A 22,141-nucleotide genomic window follows, 5' to 3' on the forward strand; every position below is an offset into this window, starting at 1 on the left:
TTAAAGATAGGAGACTAAAATTATGACACCTGTTAGAAGAACTCAAAATTGGTTACCAAGTATCTTTAATGATTTCTTTGATAACGATTGGATGGTAAAAGCAAATGCTACTGCACCTGCAATTAATGTTTTGGAAACAGAAAAAGAATACAAAGTGGAATTGGCTGCTCCTGGTATGACGAAGGAGGATTTCAATGTTCGCATTGATGAAGACAATAACCTCGTTATCAGCATGGAGAAGAAGAGTGAAAACAAGGAGGAAAAGAAAGAAGGTCGCTATCTGCGTCGCGAATTCTCATACTCTAAGTTCCAGCAAACAATGATTCTACCGGATAATGTAGACAAAGAAAAGATTGCTGCATCTGTAGAAAATGGTGTTTTAAACATCGACCTTCCGAAACTTTCTGAAGAAGAAATTAAGAAGCCAAATAAACAAATCGAAATTAAGTAATACAGTAACCACTTACCATTCACCGGAGACGGTAATGTGAAAGATTAAAAACAGCTCATTTCCCCTTAAAAGGAAATGAGCTGTTTTTATAGTATTATCTTTAATTATTCTTCCGATAGCTAATCACTGCCCAATTATTAAACACGACTACCAAAAGCAACAATTCCGATAGTTAATAAAAATACCCCGATAGTTCGATAAAGAGAAAGAATAAATGACGAGAAAAATTAAAGAAAAAGTAGTCTAAAATTGCTTTTATGTAATTTATAAATTACCTTTGTAAAATGAAAGTAAGAGAAGTCATAACATATAAAGAATATTTTGACGATTTTTTCAAAAAACAACCACAGAAGATTCGCGATAAAATCATCAAAGTGCTAGATATTATTGAGCAGATAGACCGAATCCCAACAACATATCTAAAATACATAGAAGGTACTAATGGACTATTTGAGGTTCGCGTGCAACTAGGCAATAATATCTTCCGCATTTTTTGTTTCTTTGACGGTAATAAATTGATTGTTTTGTTAAGTGGCTTTCAGAAAAAGACACAAAAAACACCACCAGAAGAAATAAAAAGAGCAGAACGGCTTATGACCGACTATTATAAAGAAAAAGAAAAGGAGAGCTTAGAATGAATACAAAGACATTAGACCAAATCAAAAATGAGTATTACGGTGAAGTTGGAGCACCGAAACGAGACAGACTTGAGCGAGAACTTGAGGCTTTGCGCATTGGCTTTAAGATACGAAGTGCCAGAGAAAAATTAGATATGACACAAGCAGAGCTTGCAAGTCGCATTGACAAGAAACGTACATTCATATCAAAAGTTGAAAACAATGGAGAAAATATTACTCTCAAAACATTATTTGATATCGTAGAACGTGGACTTGGTGGAAAATTAAATATCGAAGTGCAAATATAACAATAATGAGGGTGTATCAAAATAAGCTTTTGGTACGCCCTCTTTTAATTGAATATCAGCTGAATGAAAGGAATGACACCACACAAATAGTAGCAAACGAAACAATCTTTATTTCGAGAACTCTTTAATCCGTTGTTCCTCTTCCAGCTTACAAATCAATAACGTATTGTCTTTCTCTGCGATGATATATCCATCCAGTCCTTGAATGACGACCCGTTTTTCTTCGCTGGCATGGACTATGCAATTTTTGCTCTCATACAAGCGGACATCGGCTCCTACCGATGCATTTCCGGATTTATCCTGTGGGAGCAAGCCGCGAAGTGCTCCCCATGTACCCAAATCCGACCACCCGAAAGAAGCCGGCAGTACATAAATTTCCTGCACTTTCTCCATCACTGCATAGTCGATCGAAATACTTTCGCAAGTCGGGAATAATTTTTTGATTGTCTCATTTTCTTTTTCCGTATAGAAATCCGGGAAAATGCGATCAAAAATCTGTGCGATACCCGGAGCATACACACGCATTACAGAAGTGATAGTACGCACATTCCACACAAAAATTCCCGCATTCCAGAAGAAATTGCCCTCTGCCAAGTACTTTTCGGCAGTTTCTTTATCCGGTTTTTCCTTGAATGCGTCTACTGTAAAAATTTCCTTATCCGTTTGAAGTGGGCTGGCAGCAGCAATATATCCATATCCGGTCTCCGGACGAGACGGTTGAATACCTATTGTCACAATAGCACTGCCATCATCCGTGAAACGAAGGGCCTTCTCCACCACTCTACGGAATTCTCCCGTATCGATGACCAATGCATCCGAAGGGGTTACTACCATGTTGGCATTCGGATGTTTTTTCTTGATCTTCCAGCAAGCATACGCAATACAGGGTGCCGTATTTCGTGCACAAGGCTCCGCTAAAATATTACTTTCCGGAATCTCCGGCAATTGCTTCCGAACCATATCGATGTATTTCTCAGAGGTTACCACCCACATATTTTCTCTGGGGCAAACACCGTCGAAGCGATCTGCCGTCAACTGAATCAGTGACCGTCCGCATCCCATTACATCAATAAATTGTTTAGGACATTCCGGGGTGCTCATCGGCCAAAAACGACTCCCTACCCCTCCGGCCATTATTACAACATGATTTTCCATACCTATCATTCTCCTGTTTTAAAAATAATTGCGCAATTTACTCCAAAATATTCTAAATTACAAAAAAATTATACCAACGATCTTCACAGACAGTTGGTATAATAGAAATCACATCGGATTTACACCGACATGAGGGCGTTGATCAGGAATACACCGCTGTATATTTCCTGACCTGCAAAATGTAGGGATCTTCATGTGTGTAGCATGAAGTTAGGGACCTACATATTTCGTATCACACTCTCACCCCATCCCACTGTATGACCCTCACCCACTCTTGCGGCTGACAACTCCCGTGAGAACAACGAGGAACCGTAGCAACCACCAGCTCACGATTGGAAGACAATACGGTTCTTAATTCCTTCAGCAACACATCCGGCTGAATCATTAAATGAAGAGACTCCGTCATACACCGGATCACCCGTACATACTGATAAATGCGCATATCCTCTCCCCGTCTGATCCCGCTCAATGTTCTGGAAGAAATGGCTAGTTCATTGATGAAAAAAGCATTAACAAAGACACTGTCCGTATCCATTAAAGCCAATACCAAATTGCTTAGAAACTCATAAGACTCCCGTTTTTCTCTAGTCATACTGTTTTATGATTAATGGTTAATAATTCTCCGGTTTATATTTGCTTTATCAAGTGCTTTTCACATAGAAAAGCATCCCTATTTTTAATATCCCAACCTTTGCCCCTGTTATCTGATAGTCAGATGGCGCAATCCTACAAAAAAGATTATGAAAGTTTTAGAAGAAATCAAAGTCTCGGTTTACGAAAACGTGTATTCCAAAAAGCCCAAAGTCATGTCTTTCCTTGAAGTCATCACCGGGTGTATCCGTCCTGTTCATGCAACGATTATCAACGCCATCCGCCGATATCATGCGGAAGGAGACCATGCCGCCGCACAGAAATTGAAAAGCCGGCTCCCCTGCTTCACTCCGGCAGGCACCTTTGACGGAGCGCACGCCATCAGGCACTTTCTTCTTCCCAGTCGTATTGTCGGGCTTGATTACGACCATGTAGCCAATCGCCAGGAAGTCATCCGACGATGTGCGGCAGATCCCCATACAGTGGCAGCGATAGAGAGCCCGACCGATGGTGTGAAAGTCTTCGCCTATGTGGAAGGTATCGAAGGCCGCCATCGTGAGGGACAACAACTGGTAAGCCGTTATTACAATCGATTGCTCGGATTGGAAAGCGATCCGGCGTGCAAAGATGAAAGCCGCCTCTGTTATTTCAGCTATTCCCCCAACGGTTATGTTGCTGGTATCTATCAGGCATTTGTCTTGGAAACGTTCGTGAAAGAGGAAAACAGTCCTCCGGAAAAGGCATCCGAAAAAGAGATCGCCCGATTCATTTCGTCCTATATTTTCTTTCATCCGCTGACAGCCGGACAACGCCATTCCAACGTCTTCAAACTCGCCTGCGAGGCCTGTCGCCGACACTATCCCCAAGAAGACATATTACGTGAACTTACCGCATTTTTCGAGCACACGGATTTCAGTTCCGAAGAGCTGAAAAGCGTATTATCATCTGGATATAAGCAAGTTAACGAACAAACACCTGCTTCCTCCCCGACCACCGGCCCTTCCTTTCAAAAGGACAAAAGGACAAAAAGGACATATAGCACTATGGAAAATTCCACTTCCGATGACGAAACCTATTGGTGCGGAGAAGAATTCCGGAAAGAAACGCCTTTATTTCCCCGGGATTTGTACAATAATCTTCCCGATCTGTTGAATGACTGTATCATTGAGGATGGAAGCGAACGGGAGCAAGACGTCTCTCTCCTTTCCGATCTCACAGCCTTGAGCGCGGCACTTCCGCAGACTTTCGGAATCTATAATCACAAGAAATACTCTCCACACCTATTCACCGTCATACTCTCGCCTGCCGCCAGCGGTAAAAGCATCGCACAAACCGGACGGTACCTGCTGGAGGAGATACATGCGGAAATCCTGACTGCCAGTGAATCCGGGATGAAAAACTACCGGACCGCACATACCGACTGGCAATCGGAATGTCAAAAACGGAAGAAGAAGGGAGACGCATGCTCCGAAGAACCGCAACGGCCTCCTTTCAAAATGCTGTTCATACCTGCCACCACCAGCTATACCCGTATGCAGATACAGATGCAGGACAACGGTTCGCAGGGGAGCATCATTTTCGACACGGAAGCACAAACGCTATCCACAGCCAACCGCCTGGACTGTGGAAATTTCGACGATATGCTCCGCAAAGCATTCGAGCACGAAAATATAGATTCCTCCTACAAAGCCAACGGTCTCATCCCGATCTATATACGCCATCCCAAACTGGCTTTGCTGCTGACGGGCACTCCCGGACAAATAGACGGTCTGTTGAGCAGCTACGAAAACGGATTACCCAGCCGCACCCTGATTTACACTTTCCGGGAGGCTCCGCGCTGGAAAGAAATGGGCGATGACAGTATCTCACTGGAAGATTCCTTCAAGCCGATTGCGCATCGTGTCTCCCAATTATATCACTTCTGCCTGGCACATCCGGCTCTTTTTCATTTCAGCCGCCCGCAATGGAACCGCCTGAATTCTATTTTCTCACGCATGCTCTCCGAGGTGGCATTGGAAGGCAATGATGATCTTCAAGCCGTAGTGAAACGGTACGCTTTCCTGGTGATGCGTATCAGCATGATCCAGACCCGTATCCGACAATTCGAAGCAAACGATCTCTCTCCCGAGATTTATTGTACGGACGCTGATTTCGAGCGTTCCCTTCAAATCGTCCTATGTTGTTACGAACACAGCCGGCTGCTGCACTCCTCCATACCGCCCCCTTCTGTCCGTCCATTAAAGAATCCTGACACCATCCGTCATTTCGTCCAAGAGTTGCCCGACAATTTCACGACGGATGAAGCGATTCTTATTGGCGCAAAATACGATTTCAGCCACCGCAAGGTAACACGCCTGCTAAAATCACTCAACGGATTAAAAATCAATAAGATATCACATGGATCCTATACCAAGATAAATGATCAATAGTACTATATGTCCTTTTTGTCCTTTTGTCCTTTTGAAGCCTCCGGAAAAACATGGGGAGATTTGAAAAAAACATCCCGATGATCGAACTCAAACATTGGGAAATTCCAAGACAAATCTCCCAATGTTTTTTTCTTTTTTCTGTGCGTCTGTGTGCGTCACTAAGCGTCATGCAGCTTGCACGATGTAGTACTTTTGTCAGGTAATCGATTACAAGGCAATTTAAAAATTAACCATTTAAAGTTTGAAAGTTATGGCACAGAATTACACTATCATGGCTCGCAAGAACCTGTTGAAACCTGATGAAGCTCCGAAGTTCTACGCGGTGGCGCGTAGCAGTCGTAAAGTGACGGTCAAGGAGGTCTGTAAACGTATCACCGAACGGTCCTCATACTCCAAAGGGGAGCTGGAAGGATGTATCGGAGAGTTTCTGCTCGAAATCGTCAATGTACTGAACGAAGGGAATATCGTCCAGATGGGCGACCTGGGTAACTTCCGCATGAGTATCAGGACCGGTACTCCTACCGATACGGCAAAGGAATTCAAGGCATCGTGCATCGACAAGGGCAAAGTGCTCTTCTATCCGGGAAGCGATCTCCGCAAGTTGTGCAAGACATTGGATTATACATTGTATAAGAGTGATGCTTCCACGGATTCGGATAAAGAACCGCTTCCCGACACCGGTGAAGATGATAATCCGGGAGGTTCCGCCGGTGAGGAAGCTCCGGACCCGACAACTTAATCCGTCAATTACGGATGGGGTCTTGAGTTCATGAGGTATCAGTAGTATTTATTCTCTAATTTGATTTTATATGAAAAAGCAACTTTGGAAAAACATTCTCCATTTTATCGTGACCATCGCGACTTCGATCATTTCCGCTATCGGGGCAACCTCCTGTATGGGACATTAATCTCCTGCTGACCGATATGGAAAATTCAGAAAAAAGCTATCTCCCGCGTGAGATTAAATTGTTGGTGATTCATTGCAGCGCAACGCGCTGCAATGTTCCCTTCACTGTAGAGCAGCTTCGACAATGTCATCTGCAACGAGGCTTCAAGGATATTGGGTATCATTTTTACATCACCCGCAACGGGGAGCTGCATCATTGCCGATCCGTATCGGAACCCGGTGCGCATGTGCGAGGTTTCAACCGGCATAGCATTGGGATTTGTTATGAAGGCGGATTGGATGAAAAAGGCAGTCCGGCAGACACCAGGACACAGGCACAGCGCTTCGCCCTGATCGACCTGTTGACGATTCTCAGGCATCAGTATCCCGATGCGCAAATCCTGGGGCACTATCAGCTCAGCGCTTCGATTCATAAGGCTTGTCCCTGTTTTGACAGTCGCAAGGAGTATATGAATATATAAAAAAAGAACTACGGGAGTCAACGAAAGTGCAGACTTCCGTAGTTCTTTTTTATGTTTATATCATTTCATATCATCTATAGCTCTCCCGGCTTTCCCAAGTAGTAGGTTATCAACCGCACTTCCCTCACGGAAAACGCCTTGGTCTTCGGATGAAAGTCCGTGGACAGTATCTCATCCATCAACGGCTTGCACCTCCGCATCCACCTCCGGAGCTTATTGACCGAAGCGCGGATTGTCAAATCCGGGAAATACATCTGCGCCAACTCCTGTTTATTATAACATTTCACTACAAATTCTGATTGTTCCATCATTTCTTCATTACTGTTTTATACGCTATAAAGTTACAAATATTTCAACAGATAAACAAAGAAATCGGCTATTATTTTATGGTTGATACGCTCCGTCCTTGGCCTCGAATATCACCGAAGGCTCAATCACTTCTACTGTATGCCATGCACCTTGGGGGATTTGACAGCCATATCGGGCTTCCGCAGGATTAAGACGAATGCGTTCCACTTCTCGATAAGATACCTTACGAGATACATCCTGCACATCCATACCCCGTGGAAGTCCGGGTGTACTATTCTCATACAAAATAACTTCTTCGTAAATAACTTCATCCAACTTGCCACACAGACAGATTACAGTTTCTGTGGTATCTTCATGCCGATGGATAGGCACTTTAGTTCCCGGAATCAATGCATTGAGCATACGTTGACTGGTATCAGCGGATGAAGTGCGCAGGTCGAAATTCTGACGCAAACGTGGATTCTCCTTAGCTTGTTTAAATAGCTTGCCTAATAAATCTTTATCAAATTCCATAATCGTTATTGTTTCAATGATGCGAGATACGCTATTAGATTCAGAATATTATCCACCATATTGACCAATGCAATATGCCGAGCTGATAGAATGCCATTACATCAGCTGCAATTTTAAACATATTTCATGTCTAATTTCTAATCTTGCGACTTGGCTTTGTTTTTTAGGCATTTCTTCACTTTTTGAATGCGACACTCACATTTTATTTTCAGAGCTTTCACTATTATACGAGAAATTATTATATACCCTACCAATAGAATAAGAGGAAAGAGTAGCACTATTAGGCTCATAACAATAAACGGAAGTTCAAATTCCGGAAAACACTTATAAGTCCAATCTAAAAATGAAACTCCAACAGCCAATAGTATGATGAATATAATAAGTTTTATATTTGCCCATGTATTTCTACTGTATTCCTTACAATCCCCTTGGGTAAAATTATACACAGATATCAACAGTTCTAAAAATAAAAATACCTGAGAACTAACGAGAATATAAGTTTTAATGATTGTATCATACTGGCAGCCCAATATTCCTATGCAAAATAAACACAAAAATCCATACAATCCGGCATACAGACCGGTAAAGCCACATCCTTCTAAATTGAGTTGATTTTCATCAGTCAGATATTTTAAACGGCGATAAGCCTTATCCAAATAGGCACTTTTTAAAATACATTCCTCATTCTCACTTTTTAGACTCTCTTTTATAGTTTCATTGGCACGTTCCAATATCGCTTGTACCGATGTTCTTAAATCCATCTGATATTTGCGATATATTTTAGTCAGTGCGTGTTTATCATCAAGATAGTATAGTCCAAAATCAAAAGCGATTATAAATTGTATGAATGCAAGTAGATTGACACATTCTATTTCCGACATTTCTATTCAAGTTTTTTAGCTCTCCATTCTTCTCCATTATGCTTTAATACATACTCTGCAACGTACTTTATTAAATCAATCGGATGGAAAGAATAACGCAATTTTCCTTTTCGATAGGTGACTGACAGCATAAGTTCTCTTTCATTGCCATAAAACCCAATAGCCTCATTATATTTGGTCTTTAAGTTTTCTTGGTTCTCTACCAAGAAGATACTATTAGTTATCTTTTTCAAAAAGTCAATCAACTTCTCGATAGAGATTCCTACCGGAACATTAAATAAGGTATGACGCAACTTATAATCAAACTTCAACTCTTTGTTTTTAGATTTATAATATTCCCGATCAACAGCAATTACCGCAAGTTTTCCTTGTTCAATCGACTTTATTGCATCGACTTCTATACATAATAATTTATCGCCATTAGAAATGTCCTCCGGTGACATGGATGAGCCTTCAACAGTAAATATTCTGGGTTCTTCAGGATGTCTATACCCGGAGATGTCCAACATTGAGTTTTCACACGGAACCCTATCTGGTAACAACTCAAGACCTTTCAATGGAGTTACACTCAACGTCGGATCTCCAGCCGCCACACGAATAGTACCATCGGCATCCATACCGTTGGTACGCACTTCTTCTCCAAAGACAAAGTGATAAAGATTGGACACTAATTGTTTCATATTCAATATATTAATTAGAAAATTGCGTCTAAGCGCACATTTGTAATGTACAAAGTTAGTGTTTTTCTCATAACTCACAAGTTTATAGGGATTAAACATCAATAATTCCATCACATAATTATTTCAGCAACTCTCAAATGGTCCAAAAGTACTTCGGTCAATGTGTTCCACAATTTTTGAACAGTTTCCAAATATTTCATAAGTAAAATATTAATAGCGCCTTAACACCACTTGAAACGCCTCTGCATAACGGCATCCCCACTGACTGCCCCGCATTGCAGCCAAACCTGAAATATATTCATTGCTGCGGGGATGAGGATATGGACGCATTACGCCACGGTACATAGCCAATGCCCTGCATTTGGCATCCACGCCTTCCTTGCCCACCTCAACATAACAGTTAGGACGGAACAAATTCATGGCGTCATTGATTGCCCATTCACTGCATGAAGGAACTTCCATATACCAGAACTCCTTCACAGGCTTCACACTTGGCTGGCGCTGGAACAAGCGAATTGCCTCCTGACAGGCCATTGATGTCTGAAGATGGTCGTTATTTGTATCTGCAGGATGATGAGTGATAATAATATCAGGCTCACTTTCTCTTATGGCACTTTCTATGAACTGCACCAGTTTCAGGTGAGGTACTGTGTTCATCTCGATATTCGGGAATGTCGCCTCATACTTTTTCTTCACACCAAGGAAAGAAACGGCAGTATCCGTATCACCCTCCAATTCCTCATCAGAAGGACGGAATGCACGAGCTTTGGCCTCCGTACACATGATTGCCACATCAACCTCATCACCTTCATGTGTCCATTTCCACATAGATGCACCTGCTCCGAGGACTTCATCATCGGGATGTGCTACTACTAATAAGTATTTCATTTTTTATACGATATAATTATAAAAGAATTACAGATTGAAGCTATAGCCTTTATTTATAGCTTTCGCTACGAGTTGCAGTATTATTTTTCCAGTTTTCGTCATCCAATAAAATGGAGACAGATTCATATCTTATAATTCTCCAATACGTCCATAGGTTTCCAACCTAACTCACGCTTTGCCTTCTCGTTACTGAACAAGTCGGATGTAACGATATTATTCAGACGTTTAGAGTTGATTGGGAAAAACGACAGTTTATCACCTATTAGAGCCAAACATTTTGCCATCCAGTATGGTATGCTTATAGGCACACGCTTGCCTAACTGCCTAGCAATTGTCTTCTCCAGTTCCCGAAACGAAGGGTAATGATCGTCACACACATTGTACGTACCACCCTTTTCAACCAACAACGGAACAAGGTATGCAATATCATCCACCATGAGCATGCTCTTTTTTGCTTTACCACCAGCAATACTCAGATATATACCTGTACGGATACCGTTAACCATAGCACCCAGATTACCTGGGGCTCCCTTACCTGCCAAAAGCGAAGGACGCAGAATACCCAACTTAATGCCCTTCTTCTTACACCACGTGGTTAGGTATTCCTCTGCCTTAATCTTACTATCCGCATACGGACTGTCACCACTCAACGGGCGGCTATCCTCTGTGTCCATCTTTCCAGGCTCATCACCATATACATTCATACTTGAGATAAATACGAATGCTTTGGGCAGACCGACCTTCTCCAATGCATCACACAGATGGATGGTACCGGTCAGATTCACGTCATAGAATGACTTACGCTCAGCCTCAGTCTTGGGATAGATATGCGCCTTGCCTGCAGCATGCAATACTACATCATAACGTTCAGGTAATACAGGTGTATCTGTCACAAAATTTGCCTTAATCATATCCGCATCCATAATGCCGATTGTCGTCACCTCATACGTCTTGTCAAGTATAGGCTTAATATTTCGTCCGAGAAATCCTGTTCCTCCGGTAAACAACAGTTTCTCCATTACTTGAATTTATCAAAATTCTTAATCACTTCATCCCAAGGACCCCTGTCTTCCTTGTCATAGATATACACACACTTTGCATCCTTGAAATCTCGTAACCATTCTGCCAAAGAACACATACCACCCTCCACTCGCTTGCCGTAGTCAATCACCTCACTCATACTGGTGAACGGCTCAAACTCCTTACGGTCAGCCGAGTCAATGTAGCCGTTTTCCATACCCTTAATCCACAGGTATGGCAGAGGCATGCCGGCAAACTTGCAAGTGGGATTCCATGCAGAGGCACGGAAGTTGGTCTCCATAAAGTAGTAGGTGCCGTCCTTGTCAATCAGGAACTCCACCTCAAACACGCCCTCGAAACCAATCTCCTCGAACATGGCCTGTAGCTTCTTTTCCATCTCCTTGTTCTCAAACATCTTCACATCGTGATAAGGACTGTAGTAACCCTGAATAAGGTACTTCCACTTCATTTCAGTCACAATCTGCATCTCCTTACCCTTGTTGATAGTATAACCCTCCAGCGCCATTTCGTTCTCTTTATCTACGAAATGCTGAATCATAATCAGCGGACTCTCAATCTTCTGGATAGCTTCCTTCAGTTCCTGCTCGTTCTGACAGATGTAAACATCAAACTTCCAGCTTCCAGAGTTAGGCGAAATGTCCTTCGTGATGATCGGGTACCACAGATTCTCAGGCAGTTCGTCATCCTTGCTGATCACATACGAGTCCAGCACATTGAAACCATGACGCTTGGCACACTGCTGAATCTCGTACTTGTCCATGAACTCGTTGATTCTGCCTGTCTTGCCTGCATTGTAAGTGATGAACTTATCTTTCCACTCGTCATAGTGCTCATCGAAGTAGCCCACCGACTTATCGTCCGAAAACACAATATATGGCTTCTTGCCTGTCTCCTCAGACAGATTGCCATATACCGCCATCAGCAACTTGAAACCATCCTCCACCGAATCGACGCGATGCAGTTCCGAGATATACTTACTCTTCGTAGCCACCTCATATCGTCTCTTCACCGAAATATACACAGGGTTAATGCCATTCTCGCCCAAAGCACGAATCATGTTCAGTGGATTGTAATGCTCCAGTGCAAACACAATGCACAAGTGTCCGTTATACTGATTGTTCATATCTTTAAAATTATATATTGTTCAAAAAATGTTTCTCGTTGCAAAGTTTAATCCTCTTTATACACACCCTTGCCCGTTAGCACCGGTGCAAAGATGGCAAAGAACGTATGGATATCCTTGCCCAAGCTAATGTTCTCGGCATACTCCGCATCCATCGTGAACTGCAAATCTCTGTCAGCCGAAGCTCTGTACTCAATATCCACTGTGCAGAACATACCTGCCTTCACATCATAACGCTTGCAGTACTGAGCATTCTCCTTATATGGTTCAAACTCCCAATCCAAAATAGGACGAGGTCCAATAATCGCCATCGTTCCATTGATGATGTTAAACATCTGAGGCAACTCATCCAGCGAAGTTCTGCGCAAGAAAGCACCCACCTTCGTGATACGGCTATCGCTCGCACTCGTTGCAATACCTCCCATCTCGTAAGCATGGTTACACATCGTGCGGAACTTAAACACAGTAATAAGTTTCATCCCCTTTCCGAGCCTCACCTGTTTAAAGAAAACCGGCCCCTTCGAGTCAAACTTAATGCAGATAGCAATAATACACATAGGTATGCAGAACACTATCAAACCACATACCGCCAGAGAGGCATCAATCACTTGCTTAAAGAAATATTTATACATATAACGGATCTTAATAATCTATAACTTATTATACTACTCAATGTCCTTCTCCAGTATCATCAATGCGTTATTGGTATCGGCAGGATGATGTGTAATCATTACGTCCGGCTCACTGTCTTTTATTGTAGATTCTATAAATTGCACAAGTTTAAAAGATGTGGAACCGTATTCATTTCGATATTAGGGAATGTCGCCTCATATTTTCTGCTGACACCAAGAAACTTTGAAGAAGCATTTAAATCCTCATCAAGCTCAATATCTTCAGGACGAAAAGCGCGAGCTTTCGCTTCGGTACACATTATGGCAACATCAACGGTTTCTCTTGAATGCGTCCATTTATATATCGAAGCATCTGCTCCGAGAACTTCATCATCAGGATGCGCCACTACTAAAAATTTCATTATGTTAGCTTAATAACGTTGTGAAATAGTTGTTATTTAATCATCTACAACTACTTTCCCACTGTTTTTATCTATTGTTAATTTAGAGTAATTCGTCCAATCAAGATAATCCCATTTATCAATCTTGCCGGTTTCTTTATTCGGAATTGTCTGTGGACGTCCATAATTATAGGACATCATTGTCATTTTATCTTTGTCGGTATATGCAATCTCGAATTCCGCATCATATCCAGGTAATGCCGGACACCCTCCCATGAACATTCTCAACATTAGCATTTTTGCGAACGACTCTTCTGTTTGATAAGGCATTTCACCATTCTCTTTATCAATAATTTTTCGCACAACTAATTTGTCTGTGAATTCTTGTTTCGACTTCTCAATAAAAGTTTTGCGTAGCGAATAAATATCACTGTCGGTGAGAGTCCATGGTAGAATATTGTCAGTGAAATGGTATTCCAACTCGTTTAGACGTTTTTGACAAAAATGAGATGACTTTCTTTTGCCGTAACATTCAATACTATACCGCTTGGCTGCAAGTCTCAAAGCTGAGATAGAATAAGTTTTTGAATTTCGTAATAGGTCAACCTTTTTAGAAAATTCGTCTTCAAAGAATAGGGGACGATTATCTGTAAACCAATTGAATATATATTCTGAATCCTGTTTGGTAAATGAGAAAGAATAGATTGTTGTTTTGAAAGATTGATCCTTTTGCATTTTGATTGAGAATCCTTTCTGCTCGCCAGGGCGTTTAAAAGGTTGTAATCCTATCGGTTTGACACGATGAGTCAAACTTAAATCCGGAATATTTAATTCTGCAGCAAAAGGATATGAGTAAATATAGGCAATGTATTCTTGCTCTTCCGTTTTAGGGTGATAGTTGTGTCCATCGAAATCGCACATCGCAAAAAACATGGCAACATCCAAATCTGTTGTAAGGTCCAATATTTCGGTATCAATCAGATAATGTTGAGCTAACCCAAGATAATCGACTTCGATATTGTGAAGATTAAAAAATTCTACGGCTGGATATTGGGAGATCAACAACTCAAACTCCACAAGTTTTAACCGTTCAAGGAATATTTCGTCTTGGGTCTTGTCACCACGATATAATGTTGGGTAGCATTGCGGATAAAACTTACGTTGACCACGAAAAAGAAAAACGTAATCCATAGCTACAGGCCAGAGACTGAATTTGCCATAATTATTCAGTATCACTTCAAATTTTCCAGGTGTGAGAAGAAATTTGGAATCGTTCCTTTCCCATTCCAGCAATCTTGACAACTGATATTCAAATATAGCATTTTTCAAAATTCCGGGATTTGGAAAATGCTGCTCTGGTGGCATAAAATCCCAAGGTGTCAATGGTAAGTCCATTAATTGATTATCCATTATTTAAAAGAATATCCTCCGTTGATTTCAATCAAACTGCCATTTACGAATGAATTGTCAATGCAGAAACGATATGCATCAACAATCTCGTCCACTGATGCAAATCTGTGGATAGCGGTTTTTCGATATATGTTCTGCTTAATTTCTTCCGGCTTTTGTTTCTGCCATGGAGTTTCCACAAATCCTGGAACTATAACATTGACGGTTGTTCCTGTACCTTCAAACTCTTTCACAAGATTTTTTGCAAGTGCATGTATAGCTGCTTTGGTGACACCATAAGCAAGAACCGTGGCATGAGGCATAAGTCCCATTAGTGATCCTGTGAATAGGATTCTACTTCTATTCGGAATTATAGGAAAAAATTCGCGAACCATGATGTAGTGGGAGTTAACAGCGACTTCCATCATTTTATCCCAGTCATCATCGCGTGTTTCTGTAAAACTTTTGCGTATTGTTATACCGGCATTGCACACCAAACAGTCACAATGACACGTTCTTGATTTTACATAGTTTATGAATCGATATACTTCTTCGCGTGAAGTGTGGTCAGTTTCTATAGCTTCAAAGTTCTGCAAGTCTTCATTTTGGCAAACTCCGACATAAGTGGCAAATACGTGATAACCTTTGCCAATAAGCATTTTTGCAACACCAAGGCCGATACCTGATGTGCCGCCTGTTACAACAGCGTATTTCATAATTCCATAAAGTTTTTACGTTCGGTAAATCTTCTCATTACGTCTGCCATGGCAATTGATTCCCTGCGTCTCAGACGAGTTGTTGAAAAGCGCTTATTGAGTATGCAAGATATAAATTCCTGTATCTCATATCTCAATCCTGCACCATCCCACTGATAGAAAAACTTTTTATTTCTGTTTTGGTCCTCGTAACGTAGTTCAAAATAATCAGTTTTCCACCATGGCGCAGGCACATAGGCATATCCCTTAGTGCCGGATATAACAAGATTGCCTTCCGTTTTTACGCCCAAGCCGACCTTGAATGAACATACGGCATGAGAATAGCGGAATACTCCCTTTGTGTACATATCCACACCGTCTTTCATACGTGAGTAGATGTTCAGATTTTTAAAGTCAGTACCTAAAAGTTTGAATATAGGCAACAATGGATAGCTACCAAGCTCATACATAGAGCCTCCGGCCTGAGCCGGGTCAAACTCTCTTAGGGTCATGTCGTCATCCCACAATTTTGACAACGATGCTTCAACATCCACCACATCACCGATAACGCCACTCTTAATCATTACCATAAGATGATTGAAAGCTGGACAGTGGGCGGTCTTATTTGCCTCCATAAGAATCAGACCTTTGGACTCAGACAATGAAAACAATTCCTTTGCCTCACTCTCTTTAAGCACCATCGGTGTTTCACAAAGCACATGTTTTCCGCGTTCTAAGGATTCCTTAATGAGCGAATAGTGCGAAAGGTGTGGTGTCGCGATGTAGACTGCATCAACAGAGCTGTATAATTCATCTAAACTTTGACTGAAGAAAGGCATATTGTGCCGAACCGAAAATTCTGCATTTCGTTTTATATCTGTATCGTATGCGGTGCGAATTACAATGCCATTTACAACAGATGCTTCATAGGGGAAGCGATTGGCAACACGTCCACAACCTATTATCCCGACATTTACATCTATGGTTGACTTTGCACGAAGCTGCGTCGAACTTATCCCTTGCGTTCGTGGTAAGTAAACTACTTTGCAATACTCATTGAGGTAGTCAAACTTACCTTCCCAGTCGCTACCGATAGCAAATATATCGACATTATACCTTTGTATATCATCGATTTTTTGCCCGATGTAATCTTCTATAATTACCGCATCAGCATAACCTGTAGCTTTAACAGCCTCAACTCTTTCGAGAACATTGTTTCGAACATTTAGCTTGCCTCTAGCACGGTCATAACTATCGCTCGTCACGCCGACAATAAGATAGTCACCCAATTCCTTAGCTCGTCGCAAAAGATTGAGATGTCCTTGATGAAGTAAATCGTATGTACCGTATGTAATAACTTTTTTCATTATACTTCTTTCCCAAATAGTTTTTCAATACATATATTAGTGGCATTACCACCAATCCCGGTATATTTCATTTTGAACTTTCTACTATTTAAGGATTCTTTAGAATAATCCATATTCAGTAGATGATTTATCACCTGGTCTTCAGACCTCATTACCCCTGAGGGCATCTCTTTCTCAAAATCTAAATTAACACCTCTAGTATTGCAATAGTGTTCATAATCATATGCAAAGCATATGATAGGCCGTTCAAGTATTGAATAATCTGCGATACAAGCAGAATAATCAGAAATTAATATATCACTAATCTTGAACAATTTATTTATAGATGGATATTCTGAAACATCACGAACAAAATCATTAAACTGTATGCCTAACAATCTATTTGTGTAAGCATGTATCCTAATAAGTAGGATATATCTGTCACTTAGAGTGTTCTCCCACTTCTTAATATCGATAGGAGGTGCAATGGCATAAGAATTACCTCCATCGTCACTGTCACGCCACGTTGGAGCGTATAGAATGATTTGTTTATCATTTGTTACACCAAGTTCTTTTTTGATGTCATCTACTTCATCAGCCGAAATATTGTACAATTCATCGTTACGTGGTAAACCAGATGGAACTAAATGATTTTCACGTACATTGAATGAGTTCATTAAAACGTTCTTTTGGTAGTCACTTTCATAACACATGAAATCAACATGACTAAAATCATCATTTCCACGAGCATCAACCGTATCAATACTTTTCAATGCCACCCCATGCCAAGTATTAAGATAAGTACATTCTTTCTTTTTGTACTTCAGACCTCTTTCGATATTTACACAAGTTATCCAATATCGAGCTTTAAGAGTATATTTAAAGTAGCTTAGAGTATCAGTTTTTATAACCTTAGCCGACCCTGGGATGATAGTGTTAATCGGGTCATCAACAGCCCATACAAATGTATAATCTTTGAATCTGTCTTGCTGAATCAATTTCTCATATATAGCTCTCGGACTATCGTTATATCTTCTTGAGTGTCCCGAAAATACAATTAACATAGGATTTATAGGAATGAATACCCCCCATATTTTAAACACATTGCTCATAACAACCTTATAGCATTGATAAGCAATTTTATTATGCTTGAGAATATAATCAATTCTCGCACGTATTCCACTTATTTTTTTCTCTGCCATTTTATTGTAATATCTTGTTTATTGCATTTATCACAATGTCCAAATTAGACTTACGACTTAAATATTTATTTGCAAACTTTTTACTATTAATTCCCCAATTGTAGATTTCATTTCTATCCATTTGGGCTATACGTTTAAACGCATTAGCCAAAGAATTAACATCATCCGGTTCTACAACTATACCACATTTTGCCTCATGTATGTACCGAGAAGATGCACTCGGAGAATCGATACTCGCCAAGATCGCCTTTCCTGAAAGCATATACGACGTAATTTTGGATGGGAGACATAATCCTGCATACCCTTTAGGCAATGCAACTAGCAAGACATCAGCTTCCGCCTGTACATTGGGAACCTGTGATCGAGGAACAGAAGAGAATGTAACATTGTCAAGTCCTAATTCTTTTGTAAGTATCTGACAATGTTTTTTATTTGTTCCACTTCCATAAATCCTTAACTCTGCATTTTGTAGATCTGCATTGGCAAATGCTGATATCATTAGTTCTACATTGGCATGTGCATTGACACTACCAACAAATTGAAAAATTATTTTATCATTATTTAGATGAGCGATATTGTTGACATAAACATCATCATTCTGCCAATTATTAACAATTAAATAATGGTCTTTGGGAATATTCCTTGTGTTTGACAGATAGTTTGCCATTTCTTCAGAAATGGTACGAACCAAATATGATTTTTTCTGGTAGAACTTATCCATATTCATTAGGATATGTGATAATGCCCTTTTGAAAATATTTTTTGTAGAAATGCCCAAAACGCTCTCCGGATAAATATCTTGAATTGGAACAATATATGGGATGCCATATTTTACCGCTGATTTAGCAACTAAATAGCATCCAAATAGTTGCCAACTTGCATTATATATGAAATCTATATAATTTCTGTGTCGTTTTATATAAGAGGCACATACTTTCCCAAAGCTTATGCTCTCACGTAGCCGCCCTAACATTTTTGATTGAGGATAAATATAGGATTTAAGTGTTATGCATGTAAAAGGAAGATCATCTGGTAACAATGGCTCTGGATAGCGCACTCCGATTGGACGAGAAGGCATCGGACGAAGAACAGTAACGTCATAGTCGTTGCTTAAAGCACAGGCTAAATCATAATTAAGATAAGCCGATGTTAATGGCTCAGGAGGGAATACTCCCGAAATAATAATTATTTTCTTTCTCATCGCTGTATAATCCTTTTTAGCGCTTCAATATCAATATTATCTTGAAACAGATGAATGTTTTTACGTAATACACAATCCGTTCTTGACCACCACTGAATATGTTCCAATTCTTCAATAACATCCCTATCAAACCTATAGCGAATAATTCGTGCTGGAACACCTCCAACTATCGCGAATGGTGGAACATCTTTAGTAACTACTGCTCCGGCACCAATAATAGCTCCATTTCCTATTTTTACGCCTCCAAGGATTAAGGAGCGGCAACCAATCCAAACATCATTCCCAATCTTAACTCTGTGAAAAGGATATACCGTTGTTTTATTAGCCCAGCTATGCCCTGTACCATTTTTCTTCTCCGTAAAAATAGGAGATGTCGAAAGCTTGTTAAGAGTGTGTGTACCCATACCAATATGACATTCATTTGCTACAGAACAAAAGTTACCAATACTTACATGGACAAGTGTTGTGTGATTCCCAATATATGTGTATTTGCCAATTTTAGAATTAACAATCTTTGCATGCGCATATACTTTGGCCTCCTTACATATGTCGGAAACATCATCTACAAATGACATAACCGAAACAGCAGGGTTGAATAGATTTTTAATTAACCCTTTAAGATATTGAATCATATATTACTTTTTTGAAAGTCTCAAGTTGAAAATGTGGAGTCCAATAATTATCTATCTCGGACATACAGTCTTTTCTTACCTGATGACGAATATTCTTCTTTCCTTCAATCCACCTTATAATACAATTCGACAACGACGTAATATCATTATAATCAAAAAAACTTCCGGTAATTCCTTGTTTAATCGACTCAAATTCAGGCATTTGATATGAAAAATTATTGTGAGTTATAACCGGACATCCAAACACCATGGCATGTATTGCAGTTAATCCTACATTCCCTGGCGATACACATAAATCTGCGTTATAGATTAGATTTCCTAATATACATTCATCATAGCATGCTCCATAAAACCAAACATTTTTTTCAAGGCCTAATTCCTTTGAAAGCTGCTTGAGTTCTTCAATCATTTCGCCTGAGCCTATAAAAGTCAAATTGAAGTTGTAACCTTTTTTACTGCAACCTTTTAGAGCTTTTAATATTTGGTCCAGTTTCTTTATTTTGGTTAGCCTGCCAACAAAGATCAGATTATGATTTTCATTGTTAAAATGATTTTTAAAAATCGGATTAATTGTCAACAAGTTTCTGATAGAGATTTGTTCATCGTATGCCAATGAATTATGAATTGTATATTGTTTAGAATCATCTATACCCTCTTTAATCGCCAATTGTCTTCCATAATTTCCGTAGAAGAAGTTTCCCCCATTCGGCAACTTAAGAATCAGCTTGTTAAAAAAGCGTTTAACACCTTTTTCCTTACCATACCATCCATGAGTCCACGCATATACTTTCTTCCTTGGACATAATCTGGATAAAAAAAGGAAAAGCCATGTGCTTGCCACTCTAGACTCGCCCAAGATTATATAAGCGTCATAATCCTTATTGAGTAGTCCTATAATTTGTTTACGATATATTATCGGGCCGAACTTAATTGTATCAACCTCATGAATATCTCCCTTCAACAGAGAGTAGTCCATTTTCTTTATGTCTAAATAATTCTTGCCGAAATAAAAGCTGCAATCAAACTCCTGATCTAATAGTTTGAATATACTTTCTCTATAATGCTGAGCAAAATTATATATAATACATATTCTTTTTTTACGATTATTATCTGGCATTTCTAAGACTATTAATTGATGGTAAAGCAAAAACAAACCCGACAGCAAACCATAATTGGTATGTATTTAACCAATATCCACTAAATAAGCAAAGGATGAATCCTTTAAAAAAAATCAATAAAATCAACATACAGCCAATATTCTCTTTACTCAATCTCAGCAGTTTCTTTACTATTTTATATATACTCAATGACACAACGATACATCCCAAAATCCCAATCTCTGCCAATAAATCGAGAAAAATATTATGAGAATATATGCCTAAATTCATCCAAATTGAACCTAAACCACCTCCAACATAATCAGTATCATAGAATATCTGTAAACTTTTACGCCTTAATCCTGCTCTAGCATCGTCAACGTTGATACTAGAAAGCACTCTACTAAAGCCATCTGATTTCCACAAATTTAAATTATTCGCGATAATAAAAAAAATGGCTATGATTATTCCTATAATTATAAATGATTTTAAAATTCCTATTCCTCTAAGATTTCGCAATTTATACAAGAAAAATAATAAATAAAACAACAATAAAACAGCACCGCCCCTTCCCCCTGATATCAAACAAACAATGGCGCAAACAAAACAAGTTATTAATACAGGAATTTTAAACAAATTAAAACTTTTTAAGCCCTTTGCGGTCGAAAAAACAATGTAATAACCCCCAAATGCTACCATCTCCGCGCAAATATAAGCAACATTTTGATAATCAAGGCTTGTTTCTGTTTGAACGAGACCATTCTTAAGAGCACTCATGTAACCAAAAGTACTTATCGTTAAACCTATTGGTAATATAAAGAATGGTAGTATTTCATCAATTTTATTAAAGTTTGGATATGTTGCCAGATGACACCCTGAGATTGATGATGCAATACATATACAACCAAAATATAATATCGCTGAAGAATACAAATCTGGAACATCAGGATAAAAGAAACCTGTTATAATAAACATTGAGAGAATACATGCAAGTATGGCAATCACGTGAAAATTTCCCTTTATATTCTTACCTCTAAATAGATCTCTCATCAAAATTATATAAGAAATCACACCTATGACCGCAAACCAATTCTGTAACATCCCAGATTTCACAGAAATATCCTTTGCAGACATATAGCTTCCAAAAATTTCTCCAGCGAACAAATTCACTAAGAAAAAAAAGGGAAATATATAATGTCTTACACTATTCATC

25 protein-coding genes and 1 pseudogene are annotated in these 22,141 nt (G+C 39.7%); 7 read left to right on the plus strand and 19 right to left on the minus strand.

The window, feature by feature from the left end:
- Window positions 1–22 precede the first annotated feature (22 nt).
- From AB9N12_RS16565 to AB9N12_RS16575, 3 genes are all read left to right on the plus strand, one after another.
- Window positions 23–451 carry an Hsp20/alpha crystallin family protein gene (locus tag AB9N12_RS16565; RefSeq protein ID WP_369893242.1) on the plus strand — a complete coding sequence of 143 codons (429 nt, stop codon included), beginning with the start codon at window positions 23–25 and terminating at the stop codon, window positions 449–451.
- Between the two features lie 284 nt (window positions 452–735).
- Entirely contained in the window at window positions 736–1,089 is a 354-nt protein-coding gene (locus AB9N12_RS16570; RefSeq protein WP_369893243.1) for a type II toxin-antitoxin system RelE/ParE family toxin, read from the plus strand.
- The gene (locus AB9N12_RS16575) at window positions 1,086–1,376 is read left to right on the plus strand and encodes a helix-turn-helix transcriptional regulator (RefSeq protein WP_369893245.1); all 291 of its coding nucleotides are present in this window, start codon (window positions 1,086–1,088) and stop codon (window positions 1,374–1,376) included. The genes AB9N12_RS16570 and AB9N12_RS16575 overlap by 4 nt, the downstream gene beginning before the upstream one ends.
- A gap of 108 nt (window positions 1,377–1,484) precedes the next feature.
- Here the strand turns inward: AB9N12_RS16575 and AB9N12_RS16580 are convergent, their stop codons facing one another.
- Both AB9N12_RS16580 and AB9N12_RS16585 read right to left on the minus strand, forming a co-directional pair.
- A complete protein-coding gene (locus AB9N12_RS16580) occupies window positions 1,485–2,531 on the minus strand; it encodes a mannose-1-phosphate guanylyltransferase (protein WP_369893246.1) in 1,047 nt (348 codons plus the stop codon).
- Window positions 2,532–2,763: 232 nt separating this feature from the next.
- Window positions 2,764–3,123: a hypothetical protein gene (locus tag AB9N12_RS16585; protein WP_369893247.1), complete on the minus strand. Its 360-nt coding sequence runs from the start codon at window positions 3,121–3,123 to the stop codon at window positions 2,764–2,766.
- 148 nt (window positions 3,124–3,271) lie between these two features.
- Here AB9N12_RS16585 and AB9N12_RS16590 point away from each other — a divergent pair, with 148 nt between their 5' ends.
- From AB9N12_RS16590 to AB9N12_RS16605, 4 genes are all read left to right on the plus strand, one after another.
- Window positions 3,272–5,551 carry a DUF3987 domain-containing protein gene (locus AB9N12_RS16590; protein ID WP_369893248.1) on the plus strand — a complete coding sequence of 760 codons (2,280 nt, stop codon included), beginning with the start codon at window positions 3,272–3,274 and terminating at the stop codon, window positions 5,549–5,551.
- A 250-nt stretch (window positions 5,552–5,801) separates the two neighbouring features.
- On the plus strand, window positions 5,802–6,290 hold the full coding sequence (locus tag AB9N12_RS16595) for an HU family DNA-binding protein (protein WP_369893249.1): 489 nt from the start codon (window positions 5,802–5,804) through the stop codon (window positions 6,288–6,290).
- Between the two features lie 70 nt (window positions 6,291–6,360).
- Window positions 6,361–6,459, plus strand: a complete 99-nt coding sequence (locus AB9N12_RS16600) for a smalltalk protein (RefSeq protein WP_369893250.1) — start codon at window positions 6,361–6,363, stop codon at window positions 6,457–6,459.
- Window positions 6,460–6,475: 16 nt separating this feature from the next.
- A complete protein-coding gene (locus AB9N12_RS16605) occupies window positions 6,476–6,919 on the plus strand; it encodes an N-acetylmuramoyl-L-alanine amidase (RefSeq protein ID WP_369893251.1) in 444 nt (147 codons plus the stop codon).
- A 74-nt stretch (window positions 6,920–6,993) separates the two neighbouring features.
- Here the strand turns inward: AB9N12_RS16605 and AB9N12_RS16610 are convergent, their stop codons facing one another.
- The 17 genes and pseudogenes from AB9N12_RS16610 to AB9N12_RS16690 form a co-directional block, all read right to left on the minus strand.
- Entirely contained in the window at window positions 6,994–7,227 is a 234-nt protein-coding gene (locus tag AB9N12_RS16610; protein ID WP_369893282.1) for a DUF4248 domain-containing protein, read from the minus strand.
- A 76-nt stretch (window positions 7,228–7,303) separates the two neighbouring features.
- Window positions 7,304–7,741 carry a WbuC family cupin fold metalloprotein gene (locus AB9N12_RS16615; RefSeq protein WP_369893252.1) on the minus strand — a complete coding sequence of 146 codons (438 nt, stop codon included), beginning with the start codon at window positions 7,739–7,741 and terminating at the stop codon, window positions 7,304–7,306.
- A 137-nt stretch (window positions 7,742–7,878) separates the two neighbouring features.
- Window positions 7,879–8,622, minus strand: coding sequence for a hypothetical protein (locus AB9N12_RS16620; RefSeq protein ID WP_369893253.1), 744 nt, complete (start codon window positions 8,620–8,622; stop codon window positions 7,879–7,881).
- Window positions 8,623–8,624: 2 nt separating this feature from the next.
- The gene (locus tag AB9N12_RS16625; RefSeq protein WP_369893254.1) at window positions 8,625–9,302 is read right to left on the minus strand and encodes a hypothetical protein; all 678 of its coding nucleotides are present in this window, start codon (window positions 9,300–9,302) and stop codon (window positions 8,625–8,627) included.
- A gap of 210 nt (window positions 9,303–9,512) precedes the next feature.
- Complete coding sequence (locus AB9N12_RS16630) at window positions 9,513–10,190, minus strand: PIG-L deacetylase family protein (RefSeq protein WP_369893255.1); 678 nt, start codon at window positions 10,188–10,190, stop codon at window positions 9,513–9,515.
- 122 nt (window positions 10,191–10,312) lie between these two features.
- Window positions 10,313–11,209 carry an NAD-dependent epimerase/dehydratase family protein gene (locus AB9N12_RS16635; RefSeq protein WP_369893256.1) on the minus strand — a complete coding sequence of 299 codons (897 nt, stop codon included), beginning with the start codon at window positions 11,207–11,209 and terminating at the stop codon, window positions 10,313–10,315.
- Complete coding sequence (locus AB9N12_RS16640; RefSeq protein ID WP_369893257.1) at window positions 11,209–12,354, minus strand: biotin carboxylase; 1,146 nt, start codon at window positions 12,352–12,354, stop codon at window positions 11,209–11,211. The genes AB9N12_RS16635 and AB9N12_RS16640 overlap by 1 nt, the downstream gene beginning before the upstream one ends.
- Window positions 12,355–12,401: 47 nt before the next feature.
- Window positions 12,402–12,986, minus strand: coding sequence for a sugar transferase (locus AB9N12_RS16645; RefSeq protein ID WP_369893258.1), 585 nt, complete (start codon window positions 12,984–12,986; stop codon window positions 12,402–12,404).
- Between the two features lie 66 nt (window positions 12,987–13,052).
- Window positions 13,053–13,387, minus strand: a pseudogene (locus tag AB9N12_RS16650) (PIG-L family deacetylase); the annotation flags it as partial.
- Between the two features lie 36 nt (window positions 13,388–13,423).
- The gene (locus tag AB9N12_RS16655) at window positions 13,424–14,776 is read right to left on the minus strand and encodes an FRG domain-containing protein (protein ID WP_369893259.1); all 1,353 of its coding nucleotides are present in this window, start codon (window positions 14,774–14,776) and stop codon (window positions 13,424–13,426) included.
- Window positions 14,776–15,471 carry an SDR family NAD(P)-dependent oxidoreductase gene (locus AB9N12_RS16660; protein ID WP_369893260.1) on the minus strand — a complete coding sequence of 232 codons (696 nt, stop codon included), beginning with the start codon at window positions 15,469–15,471 and terminating at the stop codon, window positions 14,776–14,778. The genes AB9N12_RS16655 and AB9N12_RS16660 overlap by 1 nt, the downstream gene beginning before the upstream one ends.
- A complete protein-coding gene (locus AB9N12_RS16665) occupies window positions 15,468–16,817 on the minus strand; it encodes a Gfo/Idh/MocA family oxidoreductase (RefSeq protein ID WP_369893261.1) in 1,350 nt (449 codons plus the stop codon). Before AB9N12_RS16665 ends, AB9N12_RS16660 begins: the two co-directional genes overlap by 4 nt.
- Window positions 16,817–17,998, minus strand: coding sequence for a CDP-glycerol glycerophosphotransferase family protein (locus tag AB9N12_RS16670; protein WP_369893262.1), 1,182 nt, complete (start codon window positions 17,996–17,998; stop codon window positions 16,817–16,819). Before AB9N12_RS16670 ends, AB9N12_RS16665 begins: the two co-directional genes overlap by 1 nt.
- Window position 17,999: 1 nt before the next feature.
- Window positions 18,000–19,199 carry a glycosyltransferase family 4 protein gene (locus tag AB9N12_RS16675; protein ID WP_369893263.1) on the minus strand — a complete coding sequence of 400 codons (1,200 nt, stop codon included), beginning with the start codon at window positions 19,197–19,199 and terminating at the stop codon, window positions 18,000–18,002.
- Window positions 19,196–19,831 (minus strand): CatB-related O-acetyltransferase, encoded by a 636-nt coding sequence (locus AB9N12_RS16680; protein ID WP_369893264.1) that lies wholly within the window; start codon window positions 19,829–19,831, stop codon window positions 19,196–19,198. The genes AB9N12_RS16675 and AB9N12_RS16680 overlap by 4 nt, the downstream gene beginning before the upstream one ends.
- Window positions 19,815–20,948 (minus strand): glycosyltransferase, encoded by a 1,134-nt coding sequence (locus AB9N12_RS16685; protein ID WP_369893265.1) that lies wholly within the window; start codon window positions 20,946–20,948, stop codon window positions 19,815–19,817. The genes AB9N12_RS16680 and AB9N12_RS16685 overlap by 17 nt, the downstream gene beginning before the upstream one ends.
- Entirely contained in the window at window positions 20,938–22,140 is a 1,203-nt protein-coding gene (locus AB9N12_RS16690) for a hypothetical protein (protein ID WP_369893267.1), read from the minus strand. The genes AB9N12_RS16685 and AB9N12_RS16690 overlap by 11 nt, the downstream gene beginning before the upstream one ends.
- Window position 22,141: the final 1 nt, after the last annotated feature.

It is taken from the genome of Bacteroides sp. AN502(2024), from assembly GCF_041227145.1.
GTDB lineage: Bacteria > Bacteroidota > Bacteroidia > Bacteroidales > Bacteroidaceae > Bacteroides.

What these genes read in the sequence shown, in the direction of transcription:
- AB9N12_RS16585 (WP_369893247.1), bottom strand. Translation starts at nt 3,123, where the DNA reads ATGACTAGAGAAAAACGGGAGTCTTATGAGTTTCTAAGCAATTTGGTA.
- AB9N12_RS16630 (WP_369893255.1), bottom strand. Translation starts at nt 10,190, where the DNA reads ATGAAATACTTATTAGTAGTAGCACATCCCGATGATGAAGTCCTCGGA.
- AB9N12_RS16600 (WP_369893250.1), top strand. Translation starts at nt 6,361, where the DNA reads ATGAAAAAGCAACTTTGGAAAAACATTCTCCATTTTATCGTGACCATC.
- AB9N12_RS16565 (WP_369893242.1), top strand. Translation starts at nt 23, where the DNA reads ATGACACCTGTTAGAAGAACTCAAAATTGGTTACCAAGTATCTTTAAT.
- AB9N12_RS16615 (WP_369893252.1), bottom strand. Translation starts at nt 7,741, where the DNA reads ATGGAATTTGATAAAGATTTATTAGGCAAGCTATTTAAACAAGCTAAG.
- AB9N12_RS16625 (WP_369893254.1), bottom strand. Translation starts at nt 9,302, where the DNA reads ATGAAACAATTAGTGTCCAATCTTTATCACTTTGTCTTTGGAGAAGAA.
- AB9N12_RS16620 (WP_369893253.1), bottom strand. Translation starts at nt 8,622, where the DNA reads ATGTCGGAAATAGAATGTGTCAATCTACTTGCATTCATACAATTTATA.
- AB9N12_RS16655 (WP_369893259.1), bottom strand. Translation starts at nt 14,776, where the DNA reads ATGGATAATCAATTAATGGACTTACCATTGACACCTTGGGATTTTATG.
- AB9N12_RS16660 (WP_369893260.1), bottom strand. Translation starts at nt 15,471, where the DNA reads ATGAAATACGCTGTTGTAACAGGCGGCACATCAGGTATCGGCCTTGGT.
- AB9N12_RS16675 (WP_369893263.1), bottom strand. Translation starts at nt 19,199, where the DNA reads ATGAGAAAGAAAATAATTATTATTTCGGGAGTATTCCCTCCTGAGCCA.
- AB9N12_RS16665 (WP_369893261.1), bottom strand. Translation starts at nt 16,817, where the DNA reads ATGAAAAAAGTTATTACATACGGTACATACGATTTACTTCATCAAGGA.
- AB9N12_RS16670 (WP_369893262.1), bottom strand. Translation starts at nt 17,998, where the DNA reads ATGGCAGAGAAAAAAATAAGTGGAATACGTGCGAGAATTGATTATATT.
- AB9N12_RS16580 (WP_369893246.1), bottom strand. Translation starts at nt 2,531, where the DNA reads ATGGAAAATCATGTTGTAATAATGGCCGGAGGGGTAGGGAGTCGTTTT.
- AB9N12_RS16610 (WP_369893282.1), bottom strand. Translation starts at nt 7,227, where the DNA reads ATGGAACAATCAGAATTTGTAGTGAAATGTTATAATAAACAGGAGTTG.
- AB9N12_RS16595 (WP_369893249.1), top strand. Translation starts at nt 5,802, where the DNA reads ATGGCACAGAATTACACTATCATGGCTCGCAAGAACCTGTTGAAACCT.
- AB9N12_RS16690 (WP_369893267.1), bottom strand. Translation starts at nt 22,140, where the DNA reads ATGAATAGTGTAAGACATTATATATTTCCCTTTTTTTTCTTAGTGAAT.
- AB9N12_RS16635 (WP_369893256.1), bottom strand. Translation starts at nt 11,209, where the DNA reads ATGGAGAAACTGTTGTTTACCGGAGGAACAGGATTTCTCGGACGAAAT.
- AB9N12_RS16570 (WP_369893243.1), top strand. Translation starts at nt 736, where the DNA reads ATGAAAGTAAGAGAAGTCATAACATATAAAGAATATTTTGACGATTTT.
- AB9N12_RS16575 (WP_369893245.1), top strand. Translation starts at nt 1,086, where the DNA reads ATGAATACAAAGACATTAGACCAAATCAAAAATGAGTATTACGGTGAA.
- AB9N12_RS16680 (WP_369893264.1), bottom strand. Translation starts at nt 19,831, where the DNA reads ATGATTCAATATCTTAAAGGGTTAATTAAAAATCTATTCAACCCTGCT.
- AB9N12_RS16685 (WP_369893265.1), bottom strand. Translation starts at nt 20,948, where the DNA reads ATGCCAGATAATAATCGTAAAAAAAGAATATGTATTATATATAATTTT.
- AB9N12_RS16645 (WP_369893258.1), bottom strand. Translation starts at nt 12,986, where the DNA reads ATGTATAAATATTTCTTTAAGCAAGTGATTGATGCCTCTCTGGCGGTA.
- AB9N12_RS16605 (WP_369893251.1), top strand. Translation starts at nt 6,476, where the DNA reads ATGGAAAATTCAGAAAAAAGCTATCTCCCGCGTGAGATTAAATTGTTG.
- AB9N12_RS16590 (WP_369893248.1), top strand. Translation starts at nt 3,272, where the DNA reads ATGAAAGTTTTAGAAGAAATCAAAGTCTCGGTTTACGAAAACGTGTAT.
- AB9N12_RS16640 (WP_369893257.1), bottom strand. Translation starts at nt 12,354, where the DNA reads ATGAACAATCAGTATAACGGACACTTGTGCATTGTGTTTGCACTGGAG.